Consider the following 17,791-nt stretch of genomic DNA (forward strand, 5'->3'; position numbering starts at 1 on the left):
CGCCATGACCAACGCCTCCCATGATTCAGCCTCACAGGGAATCACGTATGCCAGCGCCGGTGTTGACACCGAAGCCGGCGACCTCGCCGTTGAGCTGATGAAGGAAGCCGTCAAGGCCACGCACGGTCCCAGCGTTGTTGGCGGCTTTGGCGGGTTCGCCGGCCTCTACGACGTATCCAAGCTGCTCACCTACAAGAAGCCGTACCTGGCGACCTCCACTGACGGTGTGGGCACCAAGGTTGCCATCGCGCAAGCCATGGACATCCACGACACCATTGGCTACGACCTGGTGGGCATGGTTGTTGATGACATTGTGGTGGTCGGCGCCGAGCCCTTGTTCATGACCGACTACATCGCCACCGGCAAGGTTGTCCCGCAGCGCGTGGCAGACATTGTCCGCGGCATCGCCGGTGCCTGCAAGGTTGCTGGGACTGCACTGGTCGGCGGCGAGACCGCCGAGCACCCCGGCCTTTTAGCCCCTGATGAGTACGACGTCGCAGGTGCTTGCACGGGCGTCGTCGAGGCTGATTTGCTGCTGGGTCCGGAACGGGTGCGCGAGGGGGATGTCATCATCGCCATGGCATCTTCGGGCTTGCATTCCAATGGCTACTCACTGGTCCGCCGCGTTATCAACCACGCAGGCTGGGCCCTTGAACGCCAAGTTTCCGAGTTGGGCCGCACCCTGGGTGAGGAACTACTGGAGCCCACCCGCGTGTACGCCGCTGACTGCCTGGATCTGACCCGCTACCTTCCTGTCACACAGGAAAAAGCTGTTCACGGTTTCAGTCACATCACCGGCGGCGGCTTGGCTGCCAACTTGGCGCGCGTGCTACCCCAGGGCCTCATCGGCACGGTTGACCGCTCCACCTGGAGCCTTCCAGCCATCTTCAACCTGGTCTCGCAGCTGGGCAACGTGCCCTTGGCCGATCTGGAGCGCACCTTGAACCTTGGTGTTGGCATGGTGGCCGTGGTTTCGGCCGACGCCGCCGACGCCGCTGTTGAGCGCTTGAACTCTCGCGGCCTGCCGTCCTGGGTCATGGGTACCGTTACCAAGGAGTCCGCAGATTCCGACAAGAGCGGTTCGGACTACACCCAAGGCGCCAAGGGTGTTGACGGTGGCGCAGTCCGCCTCGTGGGCAACTACGCTTCCTAGCTTCGCCCCGGTTCCAAACCCGAATCGGTTGTACAGTTAATGCCGGTGTTTCACTGAAACACCGGCATTAACTGTACAATCGATTTTTTTGTGGGAGCCGGTGGCTGGGCCCCCGCGCCCGAGGGGCCCGAAGGGTGGCTCGCCCGCGAGCCCCCCTTCGGGGAGGGCGTGGGTCGGCCCACGCCGGCGAGGGACCCGCTGCGAGGAACGAGCAGTGGGAGCCGGTGGGGAACAACAAAATCCCCACATGTCACTACAGCATTTAAGCTGCGCGTCATGCAGGGCTTGTTGCGTCTGGTGACTAAGTGTCTCTAGCCAATGCGGCGGGAGTCCACGTCGTCGTCGTCCTCAAACTGATCCGCATACTTGTCTTCATATGCTGAATAGTCCGGCTCCGCAGGAATCTCAGTGTGATGGCTCGGGGCTCGCCGAGTAGTCGCACCAAGCTCTTTTTGCAGAGCAGAATAATCAGTGTTCGGGGAGTAGTACTTAATGTCCCGAGCCTGCTTGGTTGCCTTCGCCTTTTGACGGCCGCGCCCCATGGCGTGACCCCCTTTTACACTTGGACCGGAGGTGGTCGCTCGGGCTATGAGCGAGGCTCCAGAATATTCGGTCAGTTTGTCGTACTCCTAGATTACATTAGTTCTGCCCTGGTCGTGTCCCACTATGGGGTGTTCTGCCCATAGCAAAACGCAAATATTAGGCCGGTCCGCGCGCTTTATTCGGTAGAGTCACCTATGAGCACAGCATTTACTCCACGAGGGCGGCGTGTTCCAGACATCAACCCGGACTCTGCAGTCACGTCCACGCCCTCTCCATAGGAACTAGTTTTTGTGCCAGGCAGGCGCAGCACGGAAGGCAAGCCCCCATGAACGAGAGCAGCCAGGCCAACGAGCCGGCCAACGAGCAGCCCGACGATAAAGGCGCTCAATCAGTGTCCGGTGCACCATCCGAGAACAACCCGGACCCCACCATTTCAAGCGCCGACTACACCTTCGCCGAGCCGCAGTTGGATGCGGCTCAAATCAGCGAAGACGTTGCCGAGAGAGTTGACCTCGAAGCAGCTGAGGCCGAGGCCGCCCGTGTTGAACACGAAGCTCAATTGGCCACGCAGGGGATCTCCACCTCCATTGGCGAGAAGCATCCCGCACCGGATTTCAAAACCCCCGAATTTCAGGCCACCAAGGTTCCGGAGACCAAGACTAGTCAGCAGGCTGAAGCTGATACTCATCCGGATCCTGAAGAGAGTGTCGACTGGGATTCAGCCTCCACACCCTCGGTCTCATTGCAGAAGCCTGACCAGCACTCTGCAGCGGTGGAGCCAGTGGCGCAGGAAGACCAACCAACGTTCCCAGCCCAGCCGCCTGCAGTGCCCGCACCTTCAGCGGCTGACTCGACGCCCACCACAGGTGACGCAGACCCATCACCGGCCGCTGCGCCGCATATCGGCGCCGGAATTGATGACGGCCATGGCTGGCGTCGCCCGGAAACACCCTGGCAGCAGTCGGGCACCCCGTGGCAGCCCAAGGCCAATCCCTGGCAGTCCCCGTCGCAACTGGCCCGCGGCGAAGCTGAGGCTGCCGCCCTGGCTGCTTCAACCGCAAACGCCGCTCCAGGAGGTGACCCCCAAGACGCCAGCGTGGCACCGCAGATCGGATCCCACCAAGGCCAACAGCCACCCTCGGCAGGGCAGCAACCTAATGGAGCTGCCGGCGTCTACGGCCAGCCTCCAGCGTCTGGCGGGCAGCCTCCCTACGGCACACCCAACCAACAGGGAGCACCCCGGTACGGCGGAGGCCTCCAGGCGGGAGGCCCTGGAGTGCCACCGGTTCCGGGCTACCCTGGCGGACCCCAAGGCCCCGGCCCCGGCTACGGCGGACCGCAGGGTCCGGGTTATGGCGGACCCGGCGGACCAAATTATGGCGGCCCTCAAGGCCCGGGAGGGCCATCGGGCAACAACAAGAAGAAGCTTTTCATCATCCTCGGTGTTGTTGTGGTCGGCCTTGGGCTGATAGCCCTCTTTGTGACACTGCTGGTCGGACTATTCGCTTCAAGCACCACAAAGCCCACCCCCGTTGTCGTGGAAAGCTCGCAACAGGCAAGCGACGAGAGTGCACCGGCCACGTCCAGCGCCGAGCCCAAAGACCCGGAAGCCGGACTGATCCTGCCTGACTTGTCGCCATTGAAATGGCTTGAGGGTGACTGTCTTCGCAGTTTCAAAAACGCTTCCTCACCAGCCGACGTCGTGGTGTGCAGCAGCCCGCACAACGCGCAACTGGTGGGCACGTTCTACTACGACGACGCCGCGGAGTTCCCGGGCCTGGATGCACTCAAGGCCAAGGCTGCAGAGGTATGCAGTGGGGTGCAGCTCACGTCCGAAGCCGCCACCATCAAAACACTGAAGCAGTCCACGGCCTACCCCTCCGAAGCAAGCTGGAACGACAAGAACGACCGCCGGGTTGACTGCATGGTCTCGGACACAAGAGGCGGAAATCCACTGGAATCCTCGGTCACCAAGTAGCAAAACAGCGGTGGTTGAGCTCGTCGAGACCTGGGTCTAAACAAGCTCAACCACCGCTGCGTTTACTTTCGGCTGACGCTCAGGCCAGAGCTGCCGGCCGCGTCCAGGTCCAGCTCGTCGAAGTCTTCCGCCGTGTCCACCACGACGGTGTCGCCGTCGACAATGGCACCGGCCAGAATCTCCTTCGCCAGCCGGTCACCGATCTGGCGCTGCACCAGCCTGCGCAACGGGCGTGCACCGTAGGCCGGGTCGTAGCCCGTCATCGCCAGCCACGCCTTCGCCGCATCACTGACTTCGAGGGTCAGACGCCGCTCGTACAGGCGTGCGGCCAACTCCTGAACCTGCAGGTCGACGATCCGCGAGAGCTGCTCGATGTTGAGAGCGTCAAACATGACGATCTCATCGAGTCGATTGAGGAACTCGGGCTTGAACGAGGCCTCCACTATGGACATGACGGCCTTGTGCTTCTCGTCGTCGCTCAGGGTCTGATCCACCAGGAACTGTGAGCCCAGGTTTGAGGTCAGCACCACGATGACGTTGCGGAAGTCCACCGTGCGGCCCTGCCCGTCGGTGAGCCGGCCGTCGTCGAACACCTGCAACAGGATGTCAAAGACTTCCGGGTGGGCTTTCTCCACCTCATCCAGCAGCACCACCGAATACGGACGACGGCGCACGGCCTCCGTCAGCTGCCCACCCTCGTCGTAACCCACATATCCGGGAGGGGCGCCCACCAGCCGCGACACGGAATGCTTCTCCGAGTACTCGCTCATGTCGATGCGGATCATGGCACGTTCGTCGTCGAACAGGAAGTCGGCAAGCGCCTTCGCCAGCTCCGTCTTACCCACACCGGTGGGTCCCAGGAACAGGAACGAACCAGTGGGGCGGTTCGGGTCGCTGATGCCGGCACGGGCGCGGCGGACGGCGTCGGACACGGCAGTCACGGCCTTACTCTGGCCGATCAGCCGGGATCCCAGCACCTGTTCCATTTGCAACAGCTTCTGGCTTTCGCCCTGCAGCATGCGTCCAGCTGGGATGCCAGTCCAGGCGGAAATGACTTCGGCGATGTCATCGGCGGTAACTTCCTCGGCCACCATCAGCTCAGGCTTGTCAGTGGACTCCTCTTCAGCTGCCGCAGCTTCCAACTCACGCTGCACTGCGGGCATTTCTCCATAAAGAATCCTGGAGGCATGCTCCAAGTCACCGTCGCGCTGTGCCTTGTCAGCCACCGAACGCAGCTCATCGAGCTTGGCCTTGAGGTCACCCACACGGTTCAGGCCCGCCTTTTCAGCTTCCCAGCGTGCGTTCAACCCGGCGAGTTCCTCCTTCTTGTCCGCCATGTCCGCGCGCAAGGCATCAAGTCGTTCAATGGAGGCAGCATCGGTTTCCCCGCTGAGCGCGAGTTCCTCCATGGTCAGGCGGTCCACGGAGCGGCGCAGCTGGTCGATTTCCTCCGGTGCGGAATCAATTTCCATGCGCAGCCGCGAAGCTGCCTCATCCATCAGGTCAATGGCCTTGTCCGGAAGCTGGCGGCCGCTGATGTAGCGGTTGGACAGCGTAGCTGCAGCCACCAGCGCCGAGTCGGCGATGGCCACCTTGTGGTGCGCCTCGTAGCGTTCCTTCAGCCCGCGCAAAATCCCAATGGTGTCATCGACACTGGGCTCGCCCACGTAAACCTGCTGGAAACGGCGTTCCAGGGCCGGGTCCTTTTCAATGTTCTCGCGGTACTCATCCAGCGTGGTGGCACCGATCAGGCGCAGTTCACCACGTGCCAGCATGGGCTTGAGCATGTTGCCGGCATCCATGGAGCCTTCCGACGCACCTGCGCCGACCACCGTGTGAATTTCGTCGATGAACGTGACAATCTGCCCGTCGGAGGCCTTGATTTCCTCCAGCACGGCCTTCAGCCGCTCCTCAAATTCGCCGCGGTATTTGGCACCGGCCACCATGGAGGCCAAGTCAAGGCTGATGAGCGACTTTCCGCGCAGCGATTCGGGCACGTCCCCGGCCACCATGCGTTGGGCCAGGCCCTCCACGACGGCAGTCTTGCCCACGCCGGGATCGCCAATGAGCACAGGGTTGTTCTTGGTCCGGCGGCTTAAAACCTGGATGACGCGGCGAATTTCGGCGTCGCGGCCAATCACGGGGTCAAGCTTGCCTGAACGCGCAATGGCCGTCATGTCCACACCGAATTTTGCCAGTGCCTCGAACGTGTTCTCGGGATCGGGGGTGGTGACCTTGCCGTCACCGCGCACGGAGGGCAGCGCAGCATCGAGCGCAGCCTTCGTGGCACCGGCTGAGCGCAGGGCGCCTCCCGTTGCTCCGGCGTCGTCCGCCAACCCCAGCAACAGGTGCTCGGTGGAGACATAGCTGTCCCCCATTCGTTCGGCCAGCTGCTGTGCAGCCTGCACCACCAACAACGTGTTGCGGCTGAGCTGGGCCTGGGCCACGGAGGTCCCGGACGACGACGGGAGGTTGCGAATGGCGGTACTGGCACCGACACTGACCTCGTCAGGGTCGACCCCTGCGGCCTTGAGTAGCGCAACGGCCACACCCTGGCGCTGGTCCATGAGGGCCTTGAGCAGGTGGGCCGGCTCGACCGTGGGGTTTCCGGCGGTGGAGGCGTTCATGGCGGCGGCGGAAAGAGCCTCCTGGCTCTTTGTGGTGAATTTGGCGTCCAAGAGAGGTCCTTTCGTTGGTGAGGAAATCATTGTTGACTCATACTTCTAGACTTGAGTCTACTACGCTCAACTTTGCTTTGGGGGATCCTATTTCCCTGATTCTACCGACGGCGAAAATCTTCTTGACCTTGACGCGACGTCAACCTCTACGCTGAGGTTCATGGACCTTTCAATCCAAGAAGTTGCTGCCTTGGCGGGCACCACCAGCCGCACTTTGCGCCACTGCGACGCGAACAGGCTGTTGCCGCCTTGAATGCCGGCTGGATTTCCGCGTATACCAGCGGGGATACCCCTGATTCCGCAACCGCCCAGGAACTTGCCCACCAGCACGTGCCATGGCTGATGTCCATACCGGGAACAGCTGCTGCCACACCTGGCGGCGACATCAAGACGTACGTGAACGGGCTCGGGGAAATATACGTTGCGGATGAACGCTTCGCCGCCAACTGTGGCGGCCGCGACGGAGCAGCGTTCGTCCGGGACGCGCTGGCCGTGTACGCGGAACGGGAACTATAGCCGACAGCTGCCCGGCTGGCTTCAGCGCTCGACGGGCTTGCGGGCGCTCCAAATCATGTTGGTACCCAAGAATCTCGGCTTCACTAGAACGTCCGTGAACCCTGCCTGCTCAAACCGCAGCCGCAGATCTTCAGGGCGCAGGAATCCAAGAGTTGAATCGACAAGGTACTTGTAGGCTTCCCGGTCACGCCCAATGACGGTCCCGAGGGTGGGAATGACCACGCGCATACCCAAACGTATGAACGGGGCAAGGACACCGCTGGGAGGGGATGATTCAAGGGCGGCCACAACGCCGCCGGGCTTGAGGACACGGTATTGCTCGGCAAGAACCTGGTCCAAGCCGCTGACGTTGCGGAGCAGGTAACCGTGCGTGACGGCGTCGAACACCCCGTCGTCAAACGGCAGTTCGTGGGCATCGGCAAATCGCCAGTCGATGTCCTCATTCCCCTCGACATGGCGGGCCATCTCCAGCATGGCTTCGGAGAAGTCCGCCCCGATGATGGCACTTTCGGGACTCTGCTTGCGGACGGACCTGGCGATGACGCCGGTTCCCGTGGCCAAGTCCAAAAATTTACCGCCACCCGTGGACGTGGCAAATTCTGCCACCTCCCGGCACCAGCGCTGGTGGGAGCCCAGCGTCATGATGCGGTTCATCAGGTCATAGCGCCTGGCAATTCCGTTGAATGTGGCCTGGACAGTGGAGTCTTCGTTGCGCATTGCCGCCGTTTTCACTTGGTTTGCTGGACTGAAACGAGTCTATGCGCCTGTGTCCGTCACCACCGCATCCAGCAGCCGTGCTGCTCCGGCCTACACTGGGGCCATGATCTTCATCGATCCTCCCTATTGGCCGGCGCATGGCACGATGTTCTCGCACCTGATTTCGGACACCTCGGTTTCCGAACTTCACGACTTTGCCACGGCCAACGGCGTCTCCAGACGGGCATTCGACCTTGACCACTACGACGTCCCGCAGCGACTGTACGAAAAACTGCTCGCGGCAGGGGCCACGCCCATCTCAGGCAAGGACCTGGCCCGCACACTGGTGGCATCAGGCCTGCGCATCCGAGCCAAGTACCGGGTCAAATCCGTGGGTTCGGTGCTGGAGATGCGCTGGAGGGCACTGTTGCCCGATCAGCCTAAGTTGGGTGCGGACCTACTGGCCCGCTGGAGCGAACCCCACCGGCACTACCACTCCCCCACACACCTGCTGGCGGTGCTGGAGGCGCTGGATCAGCTGACCGGCCGCACCGTCCCACGCCCCGTGGCATTGGCCGCCTGGTTTCACGATGCCGTCTACAACGGCACCGCCGCAGATGAAGAAAACTCAGCTGTTTTAGCGCAGGCGTGTCTTGAGGCTGTGGTTTCAGTGGATGAGGCCGGTGAGGTTGCTCGCCTGGTGCGCCTGACTGCGGCGCACGCCCCGGAAGCCGCCGACGATGCCGGTCACCTCCTGTGCGACGCCGACCTCGCCGTGCTAGGCGGCTCACCGGGTGCCTACTCCCGGTATTTGGTGAGCGTCCGTCAGGAGTATGCCCACGTTCCGGCGGATGACTTTGTCAAGGGCAGGGCCGCGGTGCTGCGACGCTTGCTCGCCCTGGAGCCGCTGTTTCACACACCACGTGGCCGCAATTTGTGGGACGCCCAGGCACGGGTGAACCTTGCACAAGAGCTAGCACAATTGAGTCAAAAATAAAGAAAGCAGGATCGCTCCATGACAGAGTTCATCTCCTTCGCCGGCATGCCCCCACTGCCTGTTGCCGCGTTTGCGTTCCCGGGGCCGCTGCGTGACCAACTGGTGGCCGCCATCCTTGACGGCACCAAAACGTCAACCACCACCACTCTCATTGAATATGAGATTGAACAGGAGGAGCTGCCCGTCATAGGCCAGCAGGAGGTGGTGATTGATTCGGACGGCAAAGGCGTAGCGGTCATTGAAACGACAGCTGTCCGCCATGCCCGGCTGGCCGACGTCGACCTGCAGCACGTCATTGACGAAGGTGAAGGCGACACCACTGTGGCCCAGTGGCGTGCCGGTCATGAGGAGTTTTGGCACTCCGCCGAGATGCGCAATGCCATGGGTGACCCGGACTTCACGATAAACGAGAACTCCATGCTGGTGCTGCAACGGTTCAAGCTGATCGCCCGACTTCCCTAGACCGGCATCCATGGAAGCACTGACGCACTGGCTGGTTAGCAGGGTTTCGGTGTTCGCGCTGGCGGATAGCCTTGTGGCATGGCTTCGAAACCAACTCCCCGCCCACCCCTGCTCTCCCCCGTCAAGCTCAATGGGCTCGAGCTCAACGAGGATCGATTTTTCAGTCCGGGTGACAGCCACGATAGGCAACTTTTTGACGGAACAGACTTCGCCGAAGCAGACCTCACGTCCACGGACTTCCTGGAATGCGAGTTGCGGCGCGCCACGTTTCACAACGCCCAAATGCGCGGTACGCGGTTCCGCGACGTCATCCTCACAGACAGTTTTGCACCCGTGCTAAAGGCGTCCCGGACCAGTTGGCGAGACGTGGAAATCACCTCTCCCCGGTGGGGATCTGCGGAACTGTATGACAGCACTTGGCACAATGTACGCATTGATGGCGGCAAGTTGGATTTCCTGAACCTGCGCACCGCAAAAATTACCGATCTACAGATCAGCGACTGCATCATTGATGATCTGGATTTGGGCGGTGCCACGGTGACCCGCCTGGCCCTGAGGAGCTGCCGCATCGGCACCCTCGATGTCCAGCAGGCAACGCTGAAGGACTTCGATATCCGCACTACGGACTTTCGCACCCTCAACGGTGTGGGTTCAATGGCCGGGGCCGTCATGGACGAGTACCAGCTCAGCCTGCTCGCCCCCATCCTGGCAGCGCATCTGGGCATCATCGTGGCGTAAAGCATGTGGCGCAGGCGTCTTTCCTCCATTCCCGACATCACCCTTGACGAGGGCTGAACCCAGCACCCAGCGATTTGCCAGCCTCCGGCTCTTGCTCCACGGCCTAAAGTACGGCAGCATTTTTGTTTGGCAGCACCCGCTCGGGGCAATCCGTGCGGGGACACACATCAAGTGAAGGCGTGAAGCACCATGAGAACAGTGAAATTGGGCAACCAGGGGCTGGAGGTCTCCGTAGAGGGACTGGGCGCCATGGGCATGAGTGCGTTTTACGGCGAGCGCGACGACGTCGAATCGGCGGCCACGCTCAACCGGGCCCTTGATTTGGGCGTCACCTTGATCGACACTGCCGAAGTCTACGGGCCATTCCTCAACGAGCAGCTCATCGGGCAGGCCATTGGCCACCGGCGCAGCGAATACGCGCTTGCCACGAAGTTTGGCAGCGAAGTTGCCGACGACGGCTCCCGCAGCCCAGTCAACGGTAGTGCCGCCTACGCCCGCAAGGCGCTGGAGCGGTCGCTGCGCCACCTTGGCACGGACTACGTGGACCTTTACTACTTGCACCGTGTGGATCCCAACATCCCGATCGAGGAGACCGTGGGTGCCATGGCCGAGTTTGTGACCGAAGGCAAGGTGCGGTATCTGGGCTTGTCCGAGGCCGCACCGGAGACCATCCGCCGCGCACACGCTGCGCATCCGATCACGGCGCTGCAAACCGAATACTCCATTTTTGAGCGCGACCCGGAGAGCAATGGCGTCCTGGACACCGTCCGCGAACTCGGCATTGGCTACGTGGCCTACTCGCCACTGGGCCGGGGTCTTCTCACTGGTGGGATCACGAGCGAAGACGATCTCGCTGCCGACGACTGGCGCCGTGGCATGCCCCGCTTCACGCAGGACAACATGGCCGCAAACCTGACGATGGTGGAGAAGATCACCGCACTTGCCACTGCTAAGGGCGTCACTGCTGCTCAGCTCGCGCTGGCTTGGGTTATCGCCCAGGACGTCGTGCCCATTCCCGGTACCAAGCGCCGCAAGTACCTGGAGGAGAACGTGGCCGCTGCGGATATTGTCCTGACCGCACAGGACTTGGCCGCTTTGGAAGCCGCAGCCCCCGCTGGCAGCATTGCCGGCACCCGCTACGACGAAGCCGGGTTGAAGTCCGTCTACAAGTAGTTCCCTCAGTGAGCAGTCCAGCGCGAGTGTGCCCGGGGCGGTTCCATCCCCGGACACACTCGCCTAGACTCAATTTGTGAACCTACGTCCTACCTCTAGTGAGCGCGTTCTTGCGCGTCGCGGCGTTGCCGGGCACCGCCAATACCGCATCCCGGCTCTTGCGGTGTCGACGCGGGGCACCATTCTCGCCGCCTACGACGGCCGCCCCAACCTGGACGACCTGCCCAACCCCATCGACTTGCTGTTACGCCGCAGCACCGACGACGGCAATACGTGGGGGCCACAGCAGACAGTGCGCACCGGAACCGGCCTTGACGGCTATGGAGATCCCAGCCTGCTCGTCGACACTGAGACCGGCCGTATTTTCATATTCCATGCCGCGGGCACGCATGCCGGCTTTTTCGAGGCCGTAGAAGGGCTCGAAGACCAAGATGGCATCCAACATTCGGACCTCAGCTTTTCCGACGACGACGGCGCCACTTGGGAACATCGCCGCCTCACCGGCATGCTCAAATGCGAGGGCATGACAGGGCTCTTTGCCGCCGCCGGCGCGGGCATCCAGATCCACACCGGCCCGTTCATGGGGCGTCTGGTGCAGCAGTTCGTCGTCATGTTTCGCGGCAACATCATGTCCGCCAGCGCGTACAGTGACGACCACGGTGAGACGTGGATGCTGGGCGAGTTCATCCCCGGCGGCAATGAAAACAAGGTGGTGTCTCGATCGGACGGCAGCTTGCTGATGCATTCACGCGCCACCCCCTTCCGGCTCACGGCCGTCTCCACCGACGGCGGACACTCTTACTCCCCCGCACAGCCCCACCACGAGCTGCCGGACCCCAGCGACAACGGCTCGTTGGCCCGTTTTGACGGCCTGCCCAACGTGGCCACACTCGCTGCGCCCGAGACAGAGCGCTGGCTCATCGCCACCCACAACCACGACCCCCTGCTGCGCCGCAACACGTTGTTGAAACTCTCGCAGGACGATGGCGCAACCTGGCCGTACGCCGTCGCGCTGCGCTCGGGAAGTTCGGAATATTCCACCGCCACCCGCCTGCCAAGCGGCCGCATCGGGGTGCTGTACGAGCGCCAGGGCTACCAGGAGATCGTGTTCACCACGGTGGATCCGCAGGATTTGCTCGCCTCCCCCACAGCTTCTCTGACGCACGACGCCGACACGTCCTGGGCGGGGTCCGCCGGCTTGAGTGTGGTGTTGCGTTCCATCACGCCCGGCCGCCCCGCCGTCTGGGAGAGTGTGGGCGAGAGCTTCGTGCTGGCCCAGACCGATGGGGACTGGGATCCTGCCACCTGGAAGGAAGTCGGGCAGGGCTATTCAGCGAACACACCCCAGGTTCTGTCCAACCGCGAGTCGCAAGATGTGAATTACGGCTCCGTGATTCCGGGATACAAGGCCGGGGACGTACTGGCTTTCAGCGGCCGTGTGGAGAACTTTGCGGACGGAGCCGCGACCTCCGTCGCTGTTCGCCTCGGCCATTTGGTGGACGGTGGGGAATCCCTTGAGCCGGGAACTGCCGAAGCCGGATCAGCTATCGGGGAGACCATCATTGGCTGGGAACCGCTGGGCCCAGGCGCGGTCCGTGGATTCACGGCCACCTACGCGCTGACTGAATCAGACGTGGCCGCAACATCATTGACACTGGTGTTCACGCTGGGTGCAGACACTGGCGCCACCTCGGCCTGTGCACGCCGGGCGTTCACCTTTGACATTGCCTCCGGGGACATCTTGACGTCTGGTGCCAGCAGCACAGCTGGCTGATTCAACTGGCCCTCAAGGTTCACTGAGAGCGCTGGCTTGCTGCGGTCGGTACCTAATCCGTTCCAGGCGTTCGGCGGATTTCCTCAAAATCTGCCAGCGCTTTCGCGATGACTTGATCGGCCCTCGCGGCAGTGTGGGCGGCCCTGAGCGTTTCAGCCGTGACGTTGAAGCCGGCAACTCTCGCCTGCAACTGGGCCAGGGCGGCGATGAGCATGGTTTCCTGATCGGCCAACGCATCGCGCTGGTTCAACAGATCGGCCAGCTGTCCTCCCATGATGTGATGGCGGGCCAGTGCCGTCTGGGCGGCGGCACCGTCCCCCGCAGACTGGGACTTATCAGCCTGCGCGGCTAGGGTGTCCAAGGCCTTCTGCAAATCCTCCGCCTGCAGGTCCAACCGCTGACGGCTGACCGAAACATCAGCCACACCACGGCGCATCTTTTGCACGGCAGCCTGCTGCTTCAGTTGAGCCTCGCCCAGGGTGAGCTGGTCGCGGGAGGAGGCAGCGTCGTCGTACTTGTTGTGCTGCTTGGACTTTTGCTGCTTGAACACGGCGGCAACACGGTCAAAAAAATTCATGGACCCTGGCTAATCCGTACCGAGGTCGGTATACGTTTTGGACCATTTCTTCAGCATGGCCGCTTCGATCTCAAGAGTGCGGGTGAGGTCCTTCAAGTCGACGTCGCCCGCTGGCGCGGCGGCACTGGCCAGGGCGTTGCGCACGCCCGTGGCGGTTTGCGTTATTTGTTTCACCTGCACGCTGAGGGTTTTTGCATAGAGGGACTGGACGGCGGGGTCCGGCTCCTGCTGAGCCACCAGAAGATGGTGCTCCATGACGGAACCGGTCTGTTGGAGCGTATTGAAGATGGACTCCAAATTGCCGGTGTACTGGCCGGTGCCCTGCGCCACGTCCAAGGAACGGCGGGTCGCTTCCAGTGATTCCGCCAGCGCCACCCGCTGCTTCAAGATATCCCCGACGGGTCCCGAGGTGGAATCGGCCCGAACCTTCAACGCGCTCCGCTTGGCCGATGCATACTTGGGTTTGGAGATCTTCACCAAGCTCACCACGCCGCGGGACACCAGCACCCCCAACGTGATGGCCACGCCTACAGCAATGGCGATGATCACCAGCATGAGGATCAAAAAGACGGTGCCGAAGTCCATGGAATTGCCGGTTTCCTTACCTTGGAGGTGAGCCGAGTAACAGTGCAAATCAGCGTAGCACCGGTACTTGACCACGGCATGGTCCGATCCAGGCATCGCCACAGTATTCAGGGGTTTTTCCGGGTTTCCCCTGAGGTGTTTATCACCGCCACAGGGCACAATGGAGTCATGAAGACAATCTTGAATGTCATTTGGCTGGTGTTGGGTGGTTTTTGGCTCGCACTGGGATATTGCTTGGCTGGAATCGTATGCTGCCTGCTCATCGTGACGATCCCTTGGGGCATCGCCTCTTTCCGCATCGCCAACTATGCCTTGTGGCCCTTTGGCAGGACAGTGGTGGACAAGCCCGGGGGCACAGGCATCGCCAGCACACTGGGCAACGTCATCTGGCTGCTGGTGGCCGGCATTTGGATTGTCATTGCCCACATCACCACAGCCTTTGCCATGGCGGTCACCATCATCGGCATCCCGCTGGCCATCGCCAACCTGAAGATGATCCCCATTTCCCTCATGCCCCTTGGCAAGGAGATCGTCCCCACCAACCGGCCGTTCGTGGGCATGTACAGGTGACCTGCTCCGGCAGCCGCCCGAACCAAGGCCGCGTAGGATTGAGTCATGCGCAATAAGACCGACTGGCTGGACATCCTGGTCAACTTCGCCAGTTTCGCCGCCATGATACTGGTGCTCACGTTTGTCCGTGTGAACCTGCCCATCAAGATCGTGCTCGCCTTCGCCGTGTCCCTGGCCATCACAGGAGCCTGGTCGTACTACAAACGCAAGCTCCGCCGTCGTCCCTCCGATCCCAAGCGTCTGCACGTGTACAGCGTCAAGAATGTGGACGAAAAATAGTGGAGATCATCCGCCACGCCTCCCTGAAGGCTGTGCCTTGGGCTGGTGGAACGACGCGCCAAATTGCTGTAGGCCCGGATGGCGCCGGCGGCTGGGATTGGCGGTTGTCTCTGGCCGACGTGGTCAAAGCCGGGCCCTTTTCGCCCATGCCCGGCATTGACCGGATCATCACCGTGGTTGAGGGCGAGCTCATTGCCCTCACTGTCGACGGCGTTGAACAGGCCTTGGAAAAGTACCGACCGTTCCGCTTTTCCGGTGACTCCGAGACCTCCGCGACGCTGCCCACAGGCATCCTGAAGGATCTGAACCTGATGACCCGCCGCGGCGTTTGCAAGGGCTACGCCATGATCGTCGAGCTGTCCAAGAAGCGTCCCCACCCCGTTTTTGCCGGCCAGTTCGCCGTGCTGCTGCAGGGTTCGGCTTCCGTTTCGCCCGCTTCCCCGGATACCGACGACGCCGCTGCCTCCTCCGTGCCACCCACCGAGACGCTGGGCAAGTTCGACACCGTTGTGGGTGCCGAAGAAGCTCCCGAAATTTCCGGCCGCGGCTTCCTTGCCGTGCTGAGCATCGACCCCGCCCGTGAGAGTTCGGATCCAGACCCGGGCCTCCAAGAAAATCTTGGGCAAAACGATCCCACCTAGCACAATGGGCAAATGGAACAGCGGCGCTTGACTCACTCCTGCGGGCCCCTGCCATGACGTTTCCCCTCTTGGCACTGCTCTGCGCTGTTGCGTTACTGGGTCCGCTTCTGGCACTCCCCCGAAAGTGGCGGGTCCCGGTCCTGATAGGCGAACTGTTGGCCGGCATTCTTCTTGGCCGCACCGGGCTGAACCTCGTCAACCCGGTTGAGCCCACCTTCACGTTTTTGGCCGACATGGGTTTTGCACTGATCATGTTCGTGGCAGGCACCCATGTCCCTTTGAGGGAGAAGAAGATCCGTTCCGCTCTCGGCATCGGAGCCGTGCAACTGATGGTTGTTGCCGTCGTCTCCGCGGCGGCGGGTATCTCTCTGGCCGCCTTGTTCGGCAACTCCCATGCAGCGCTTTATATTGTCCTTCTCTCCTCGTCTTCCGCCGCGTTGGTGCTGCCCATCATCGGTTCCCTGACCTTGTCCGGGCCTCCGATACTGGCCTTAACTGCGCAGGTTGCGCTGGCTGACACTCTGGCCATCGTGGCCCTTCCGCTGGCGCTGGACCCTGCCACGGCGGGCAGGGCTGCGCTCGGATCCTTGGCAGTGTTGGGCAGTGCCGCCCTTGTGTTTTTGCTATTACGCAAAGCAGACAGTAGCGGCAAGTGGAGGAGCATTCACAAGGTCTCGGAGGAGAGAAAATTCGCGCTGGAGCTCAGATCTCAACTGGTCATGTTGTTTGCCTTGGCTGGGCTGGCAGTGTGGAGCCATGTGTCGATCATGCTCGCTGGTTTTGCTTTTGGCTTGGCGGTTTCTGCTGTGGGTGAGCCACGCCGGCTGGCCCACCAACTGTTTGCGTTGACGGACGGGTTTTTGGGGCCACTCTTTTTCCTCTGGTTGGGCGCTTCGCTCGACCTGCGCGATTTGGCGACCCATCCACAGATGATTCTGTTGGGCCTGGCGCTCGGGTTTGGCTCGATCGCGATTCATCTGCTGAGCAGAATCTTTGGGCTTGCCTTGTCCCTGGGAGTGCTCTCGGCGTCGCAACTTGGCGTTCCCATCGCCGCCGCAACCATCGGCATCCAACAGAATCTGCTGGCACCGGGTGAACCAGCCGCCTTGGTCCTGGGTGCATTGATCACCATAGCGGCTGCCACTGTTGCGGGGAGCAGGTACGCATCCCGCAACATCGTCGCCTAACTGGAGGTCCACAATCTTGGCACGCTTTCATCCCCCGGTATGAAGAATCTTTGCCACCCCCGCCCTGGACTGGCTGTTTCCGGGGGAAGGATTTCAGCATGGGGAACTGGATTCGCACTGCGGTGGCAGCCCTTTCCGTGGCTGGTGTCCTGGCAAGTTCCAGTGGGTGTGCTGCTGGACCAACAAGCACGTACACCAACGCTGTGGGCCAGGAAGTCACCGTGAATTGGCGGGACTATCCGCTCCACGCCTATACGATGCCCGACGAGGTGCTGGCCGCTCCCGTGCAGGAGGATGCCGAGGAAATCTCTGCGGCGATCCTGTCCGAGCTCAAGACAGCGTTGGGGCGCGAATACGATCTCGAGTGGAACGCACGCGGCGAGCAGGGCTGGTACCCGTCCTCGGGCAACGGCTACGGCGGCGACGCCATGACCACCACCTGGAACTCCGTTGGCTGGAACAGCAACACTGTACCGACCAGTACTGCAGAGTGGAGGAAGATCATGTCGATGTCGACAGGGACTCCACGGGGAAAGCCGCCAAAGAGTACGAACAGTCCAGCCTTCCACCACGGTCCATCTCCATCAGTTACGGCATTACCACCGTGTCGCACGCGGATCGAGCCGCCTTGGAGCAGGCCCTTGAGCCCTTTGCCGGCCTGACACCGCCAACACCCACCACTTCGGACTGATTCCAAGCAGCTGATCTCCACCAACCCGCCCGTTGCCCGCATGCCCGCGTCCAAACCGCAAACCCGCGGTCGAGCAACCGCGGTTTCGCGGGGCAGGGACGGGCACACGGCCACAGCGCGGTTTCGAGACGGCACGTGGATCGGTGCAGGAGCAGTTACGGCTGCCAGGGCGCGTTTTCGGCAACAAAAAGCCCGCAGCATGCGAAGACCCGTCAATTTCAACGAATCTCCGCACACGGCGGGCTGTTTGTTTGTCGCTATTTAGCGGGTGCGGTGCGCTTTAGCGGCCGCGACGCTGGTTTGAAGCAGGTGCCGTGGCGCGGCGGGGTCCGCTGGAGCGGGCCGGGCGGGACTGGCCGCCACCGTTGGCGTTGTAGCTGCCACCGGAAGTGCCGCCAGTGTTGGAGGACCAAGCGACGTTGGCACCGCTGCGAGCACCCTCGCGGGCGCCTTCACGTGAGCCGCCGGCATGGGGAGCGCGCTTGCCGCGGGCCACATCGCCATCGCGTGCCGGGCGGCCCGATCCTGCGGGACGGCCAGCGCCTGCCGGGCG

The 17,791-nt window shown here is 62.2% G+C and carries 17 protein-coding genes and 2 pseudogenes; 13 read left to right on the forward strand and 6 right to left on the reverse strand.

The window, feature by feature from the left end; all coding sequences use genetic code 11:
- The first annotated feature begins 4 nt into the window (after positions 1-4).
- On the forward strand, positions 5-1,153 hold the full coding sequence (gene purM, locus Q4P21_RS05620) for a phosphoribosylformylglycinamidine cyclo-ligase (protein WP_303387830.1): 1,149 nt from the start codon (positions 5-7) through the stop codon (positions 1,151-1,153).
- Between the two features lie 311 nt (positions 1,154-1,464).
- Here purM and Q4P21_RS05625 read toward each other — a convergent pair whose 3' ends face one another.
- Entirely contained in the window at positions 1,465-1,695 is a 231-nt protein-coding gene (locus tag Q4P21_RS05625; protein ID WP_303387831.1) for a DUF3073 domain-containing protein, read from the reverse strand.
- A gap of 326 nt (positions 1,696-2,021) precedes the next feature.
- Here Q4P21_RS05625 and Q4P21_RS05630 point away from each other — a divergent pair, with 326 nt between their 5' ends.
- The gene (locus Q4P21_RS05630) at positions 2,022-3,674 is read left to right on the forward strand and encodes a hypothetical protein (protein ID WP_303387832.1); all 1,653 of its coding nucleotides are present in this window, start codon (positions 2,022-2,024) and stop codon (positions 3,672-3,674) included.
- A gap of 62 nt (positions 3,675-3,736) precedes the next feature.
- Here the strand turns inward: Q4P21_RS05630 and clpB are convergent, their stop codons facing one another.
- Positions 3,737-6,352: an ATP-dependent chaperone ClpB gene (gene clpB / locus Q4P21_RS05635; RefSeq protein ID WP_303387833.1), complete on the reverse strand. Its 2,616-nt coding sequence runs from the start codon at positions 6,350-6,352 to the stop codon at positions 3,737-3,739.
- Between the two features lie 249 nt (positions 6,353-6,601).
- Here clpB and Q4P21_RS05640 point away from each other — a divergent pair.
- Positions 6,602-6,868: pseudogene (locus Q4P21_RS05640) on the forward strand (TipAS antibiotic-recognition domain-containing protein); the annotation flags it as partial.
- A gap of 21 nt (positions 6,869-6,889) precedes the next feature.
- On the opposite strand, the gene Q4P21_RS05645 reads toward Q4P21_RS05640, so the two are convergent.
- Positions 6,890-7,585 (reverse strand): ubiquinone/menaquinone biosynthesis methyltransferase, encoded by a 696-nt coding sequence (locus Q4P21_RS05645; protein WP_303387834.1) that lies wholly within the window; start codon positions 7,583-7,585, stop codon positions 6,890-6,892.
- 103 nt (positions 7,586-7,688) lie between these two features.
- Here Q4P21_RS05645 and Q4P21_RS05650 point away from each other — a divergent pair, with 103 nt between their 5' ends.
- From Q4P21_RS05650 to Q4P21_RS05670, 5 genes are all read left to right on the forward strand, one after another.
- The gene (locus Q4P21_RS05650) at positions 7,689-8,561 is read left to right on the forward strand and encodes a DUF4031 domain-containing protein (RefSeq protein WP_303387835.1); all 873 of its coding nucleotides are present in this window, start codon (positions 7,689-7,691) and stop codon (positions 8,559-8,561) included.
- Positions 8,562-8,579: 18 nt separating this feature from the next.
- Positions 8,580-9,023 carry an ASCH domain-containing protein gene (locus Q4P21_RS05655; RefSeq protein WP_303387836.1) on the forward strand — a complete coding sequence of 148 codons (444 nt, stop codon included), beginning with the start codon at positions 8,580-8,582 and terminating at the stop codon, positions 9,021-9,023.
- A gap of 78 nt (positions 9,024-9,101) precedes the next feature.
- Complete coding sequence (locus Q4P21_RS05660; RefSeq protein WP_303387837.1) at positions 9,102-9,761, forward strand: pentapeptide repeat-containing protein; 660 nt, start codon at positions 9,102-9,104, stop codon at positions 9,759-9,761.
- A gap of 189 nt (positions 9,762-9,950) precedes the next feature.
- Positions 9,951-10,934 (forward strand): aldo/keto reductase, encoded by a 984-nt coding sequence (locus tag Q4P21_RS05665; RefSeq protein ID WP_303387838.1) that lies wholly within the window; start codon positions 9,951-9,953, stop codon positions 10,932-10,934.
- A gap of 76 nt (positions 10,935-11,010) precedes the next feature.
- The gene (locus Q4P21_RS05670; RefSeq protein ID WP_303387839.1) at positions 11,011-12,708 is read left to right on the forward strand and encodes an exo-alpha-sialidase; all 1,698 of its coding nucleotides are present in this window, start codon (positions 11,011-11,013) and stop codon (positions 12,706-12,708) included.
- Between the two features lie 52 nt (positions 12,709-12,760).
- Here the strand turns inward: Q4P21_RS05670 and Q4P21_RS05675 are convergent, their stop codons facing one another.
- On the reverse strand, positions 12,761-13,285 hold the full coding sequence (locus Q4P21_RS05675; RefSeq protein ID WP_303387840.1) for a PspA/IM30 family protein: 525 nt from the start codon (positions 13,283-13,285) through the stop codon (positions 12,761-12,763).
- A gap of 9 nt (positions 13,286-13,294) precedes the next feature.
- Positions 13,295-13,870 (reverse strand): hypothetical protein, encoded by a 576-nt coding sequence (locus Q4P21_RS05680; protein WP_303387841.1) that lies wholly within the window; start codon positions 13,868-13,870, stop codon positions 13,295-13,297.
- Between the two features lie 168 nt (positions 13,871-14,038).
- Here Q4P21_RS05680 and Q4P21_RS05685 point away from each other — a divergent pair, with 168 nt between their 5' ends.
- The 5 genes from Q4P21_RS05685 (at position 14,039) to Q4P21_RS05705 (ending at position 17,209) form a co-directional block, all read left to right on the forward strand.
- On the forward strand, positions 14,039-14,440 hold the full coding sequence (locus Q4P21_RS05685) for a YccF domain-containing protein (RefSeq protein WP_303387842.1): 402 nt from the start codon (positions 14,039-14,041) through the stop codon (positions 14,438-14,440).
- A 45-nt stretch (positions 14,441-14,485) separates the two neighbouring features.
- On the forward strand, positions 14,486-14,719 hold the full coding sequence (locus tag Q4P21_RS05690) for a hypothetical protein (RefSeq protein ID WP_303387843.1): 234 nt from the start codon (positions 14,486-14,488) through the stop codon (positions 14,717-14,719).
- Entirely contained in the window at positions 14,719-15,360 is a 642-nt protein-coding gene (locus tag Q4P21_RS05695) for a HutD family protein (RefSeq protein WP_303387844.1), read from the forward strand. Before Q4P21_RS05690 ends, Q4P21_RS05695 begins: the two co-directional genes overlap by 1 nt.
- A 53-nt stretch (positions 15,361-15,413) precedes the next feature.
- Positions 15,414-16,547, forward strand: a complete 1,134-nt coding sequence (locus Q4P21_RS05700; protein WP_303387845.1) for a cation:proton antiporter — start codon at positions 15,414-15,416, stop codon at positions 16,545-16,547.
- A 98-nt stretch (positions 16,548-16,645) separates the two neighbouring features.
- Positions 16,646-17,209 (forward strand): hypothetical protein, encoded by a 564-nt coding sequence (locus tag Q4P21_RS05705; protein WP_303387846.1) that lies wholly within the window; start codon positions 16,646-16,648, stop codon positions 17,207-17,209.
- A 309-nt stretch (positions 17,210-17,518) separates the two neighbouring features.
- Here Q4P21_RS05705 and Q4P21_RS05710 read toward each other — a convergent pair.
- Positions 17,519-17,791 (reverse strand): annotated as a pseudogene (locus Q4P21_RS05710) (DEAD/DEAH box helicase); the annotation flags it as partial.

Origin of the sequence: Arthrobacter sp. (assembly GCF_030540645.1) — a bacterium.
Lineage (GTDB): Bacteria > Actinomycetota > Actinomycetes > Actinomycetales > Micrococcaceae > Specibacter.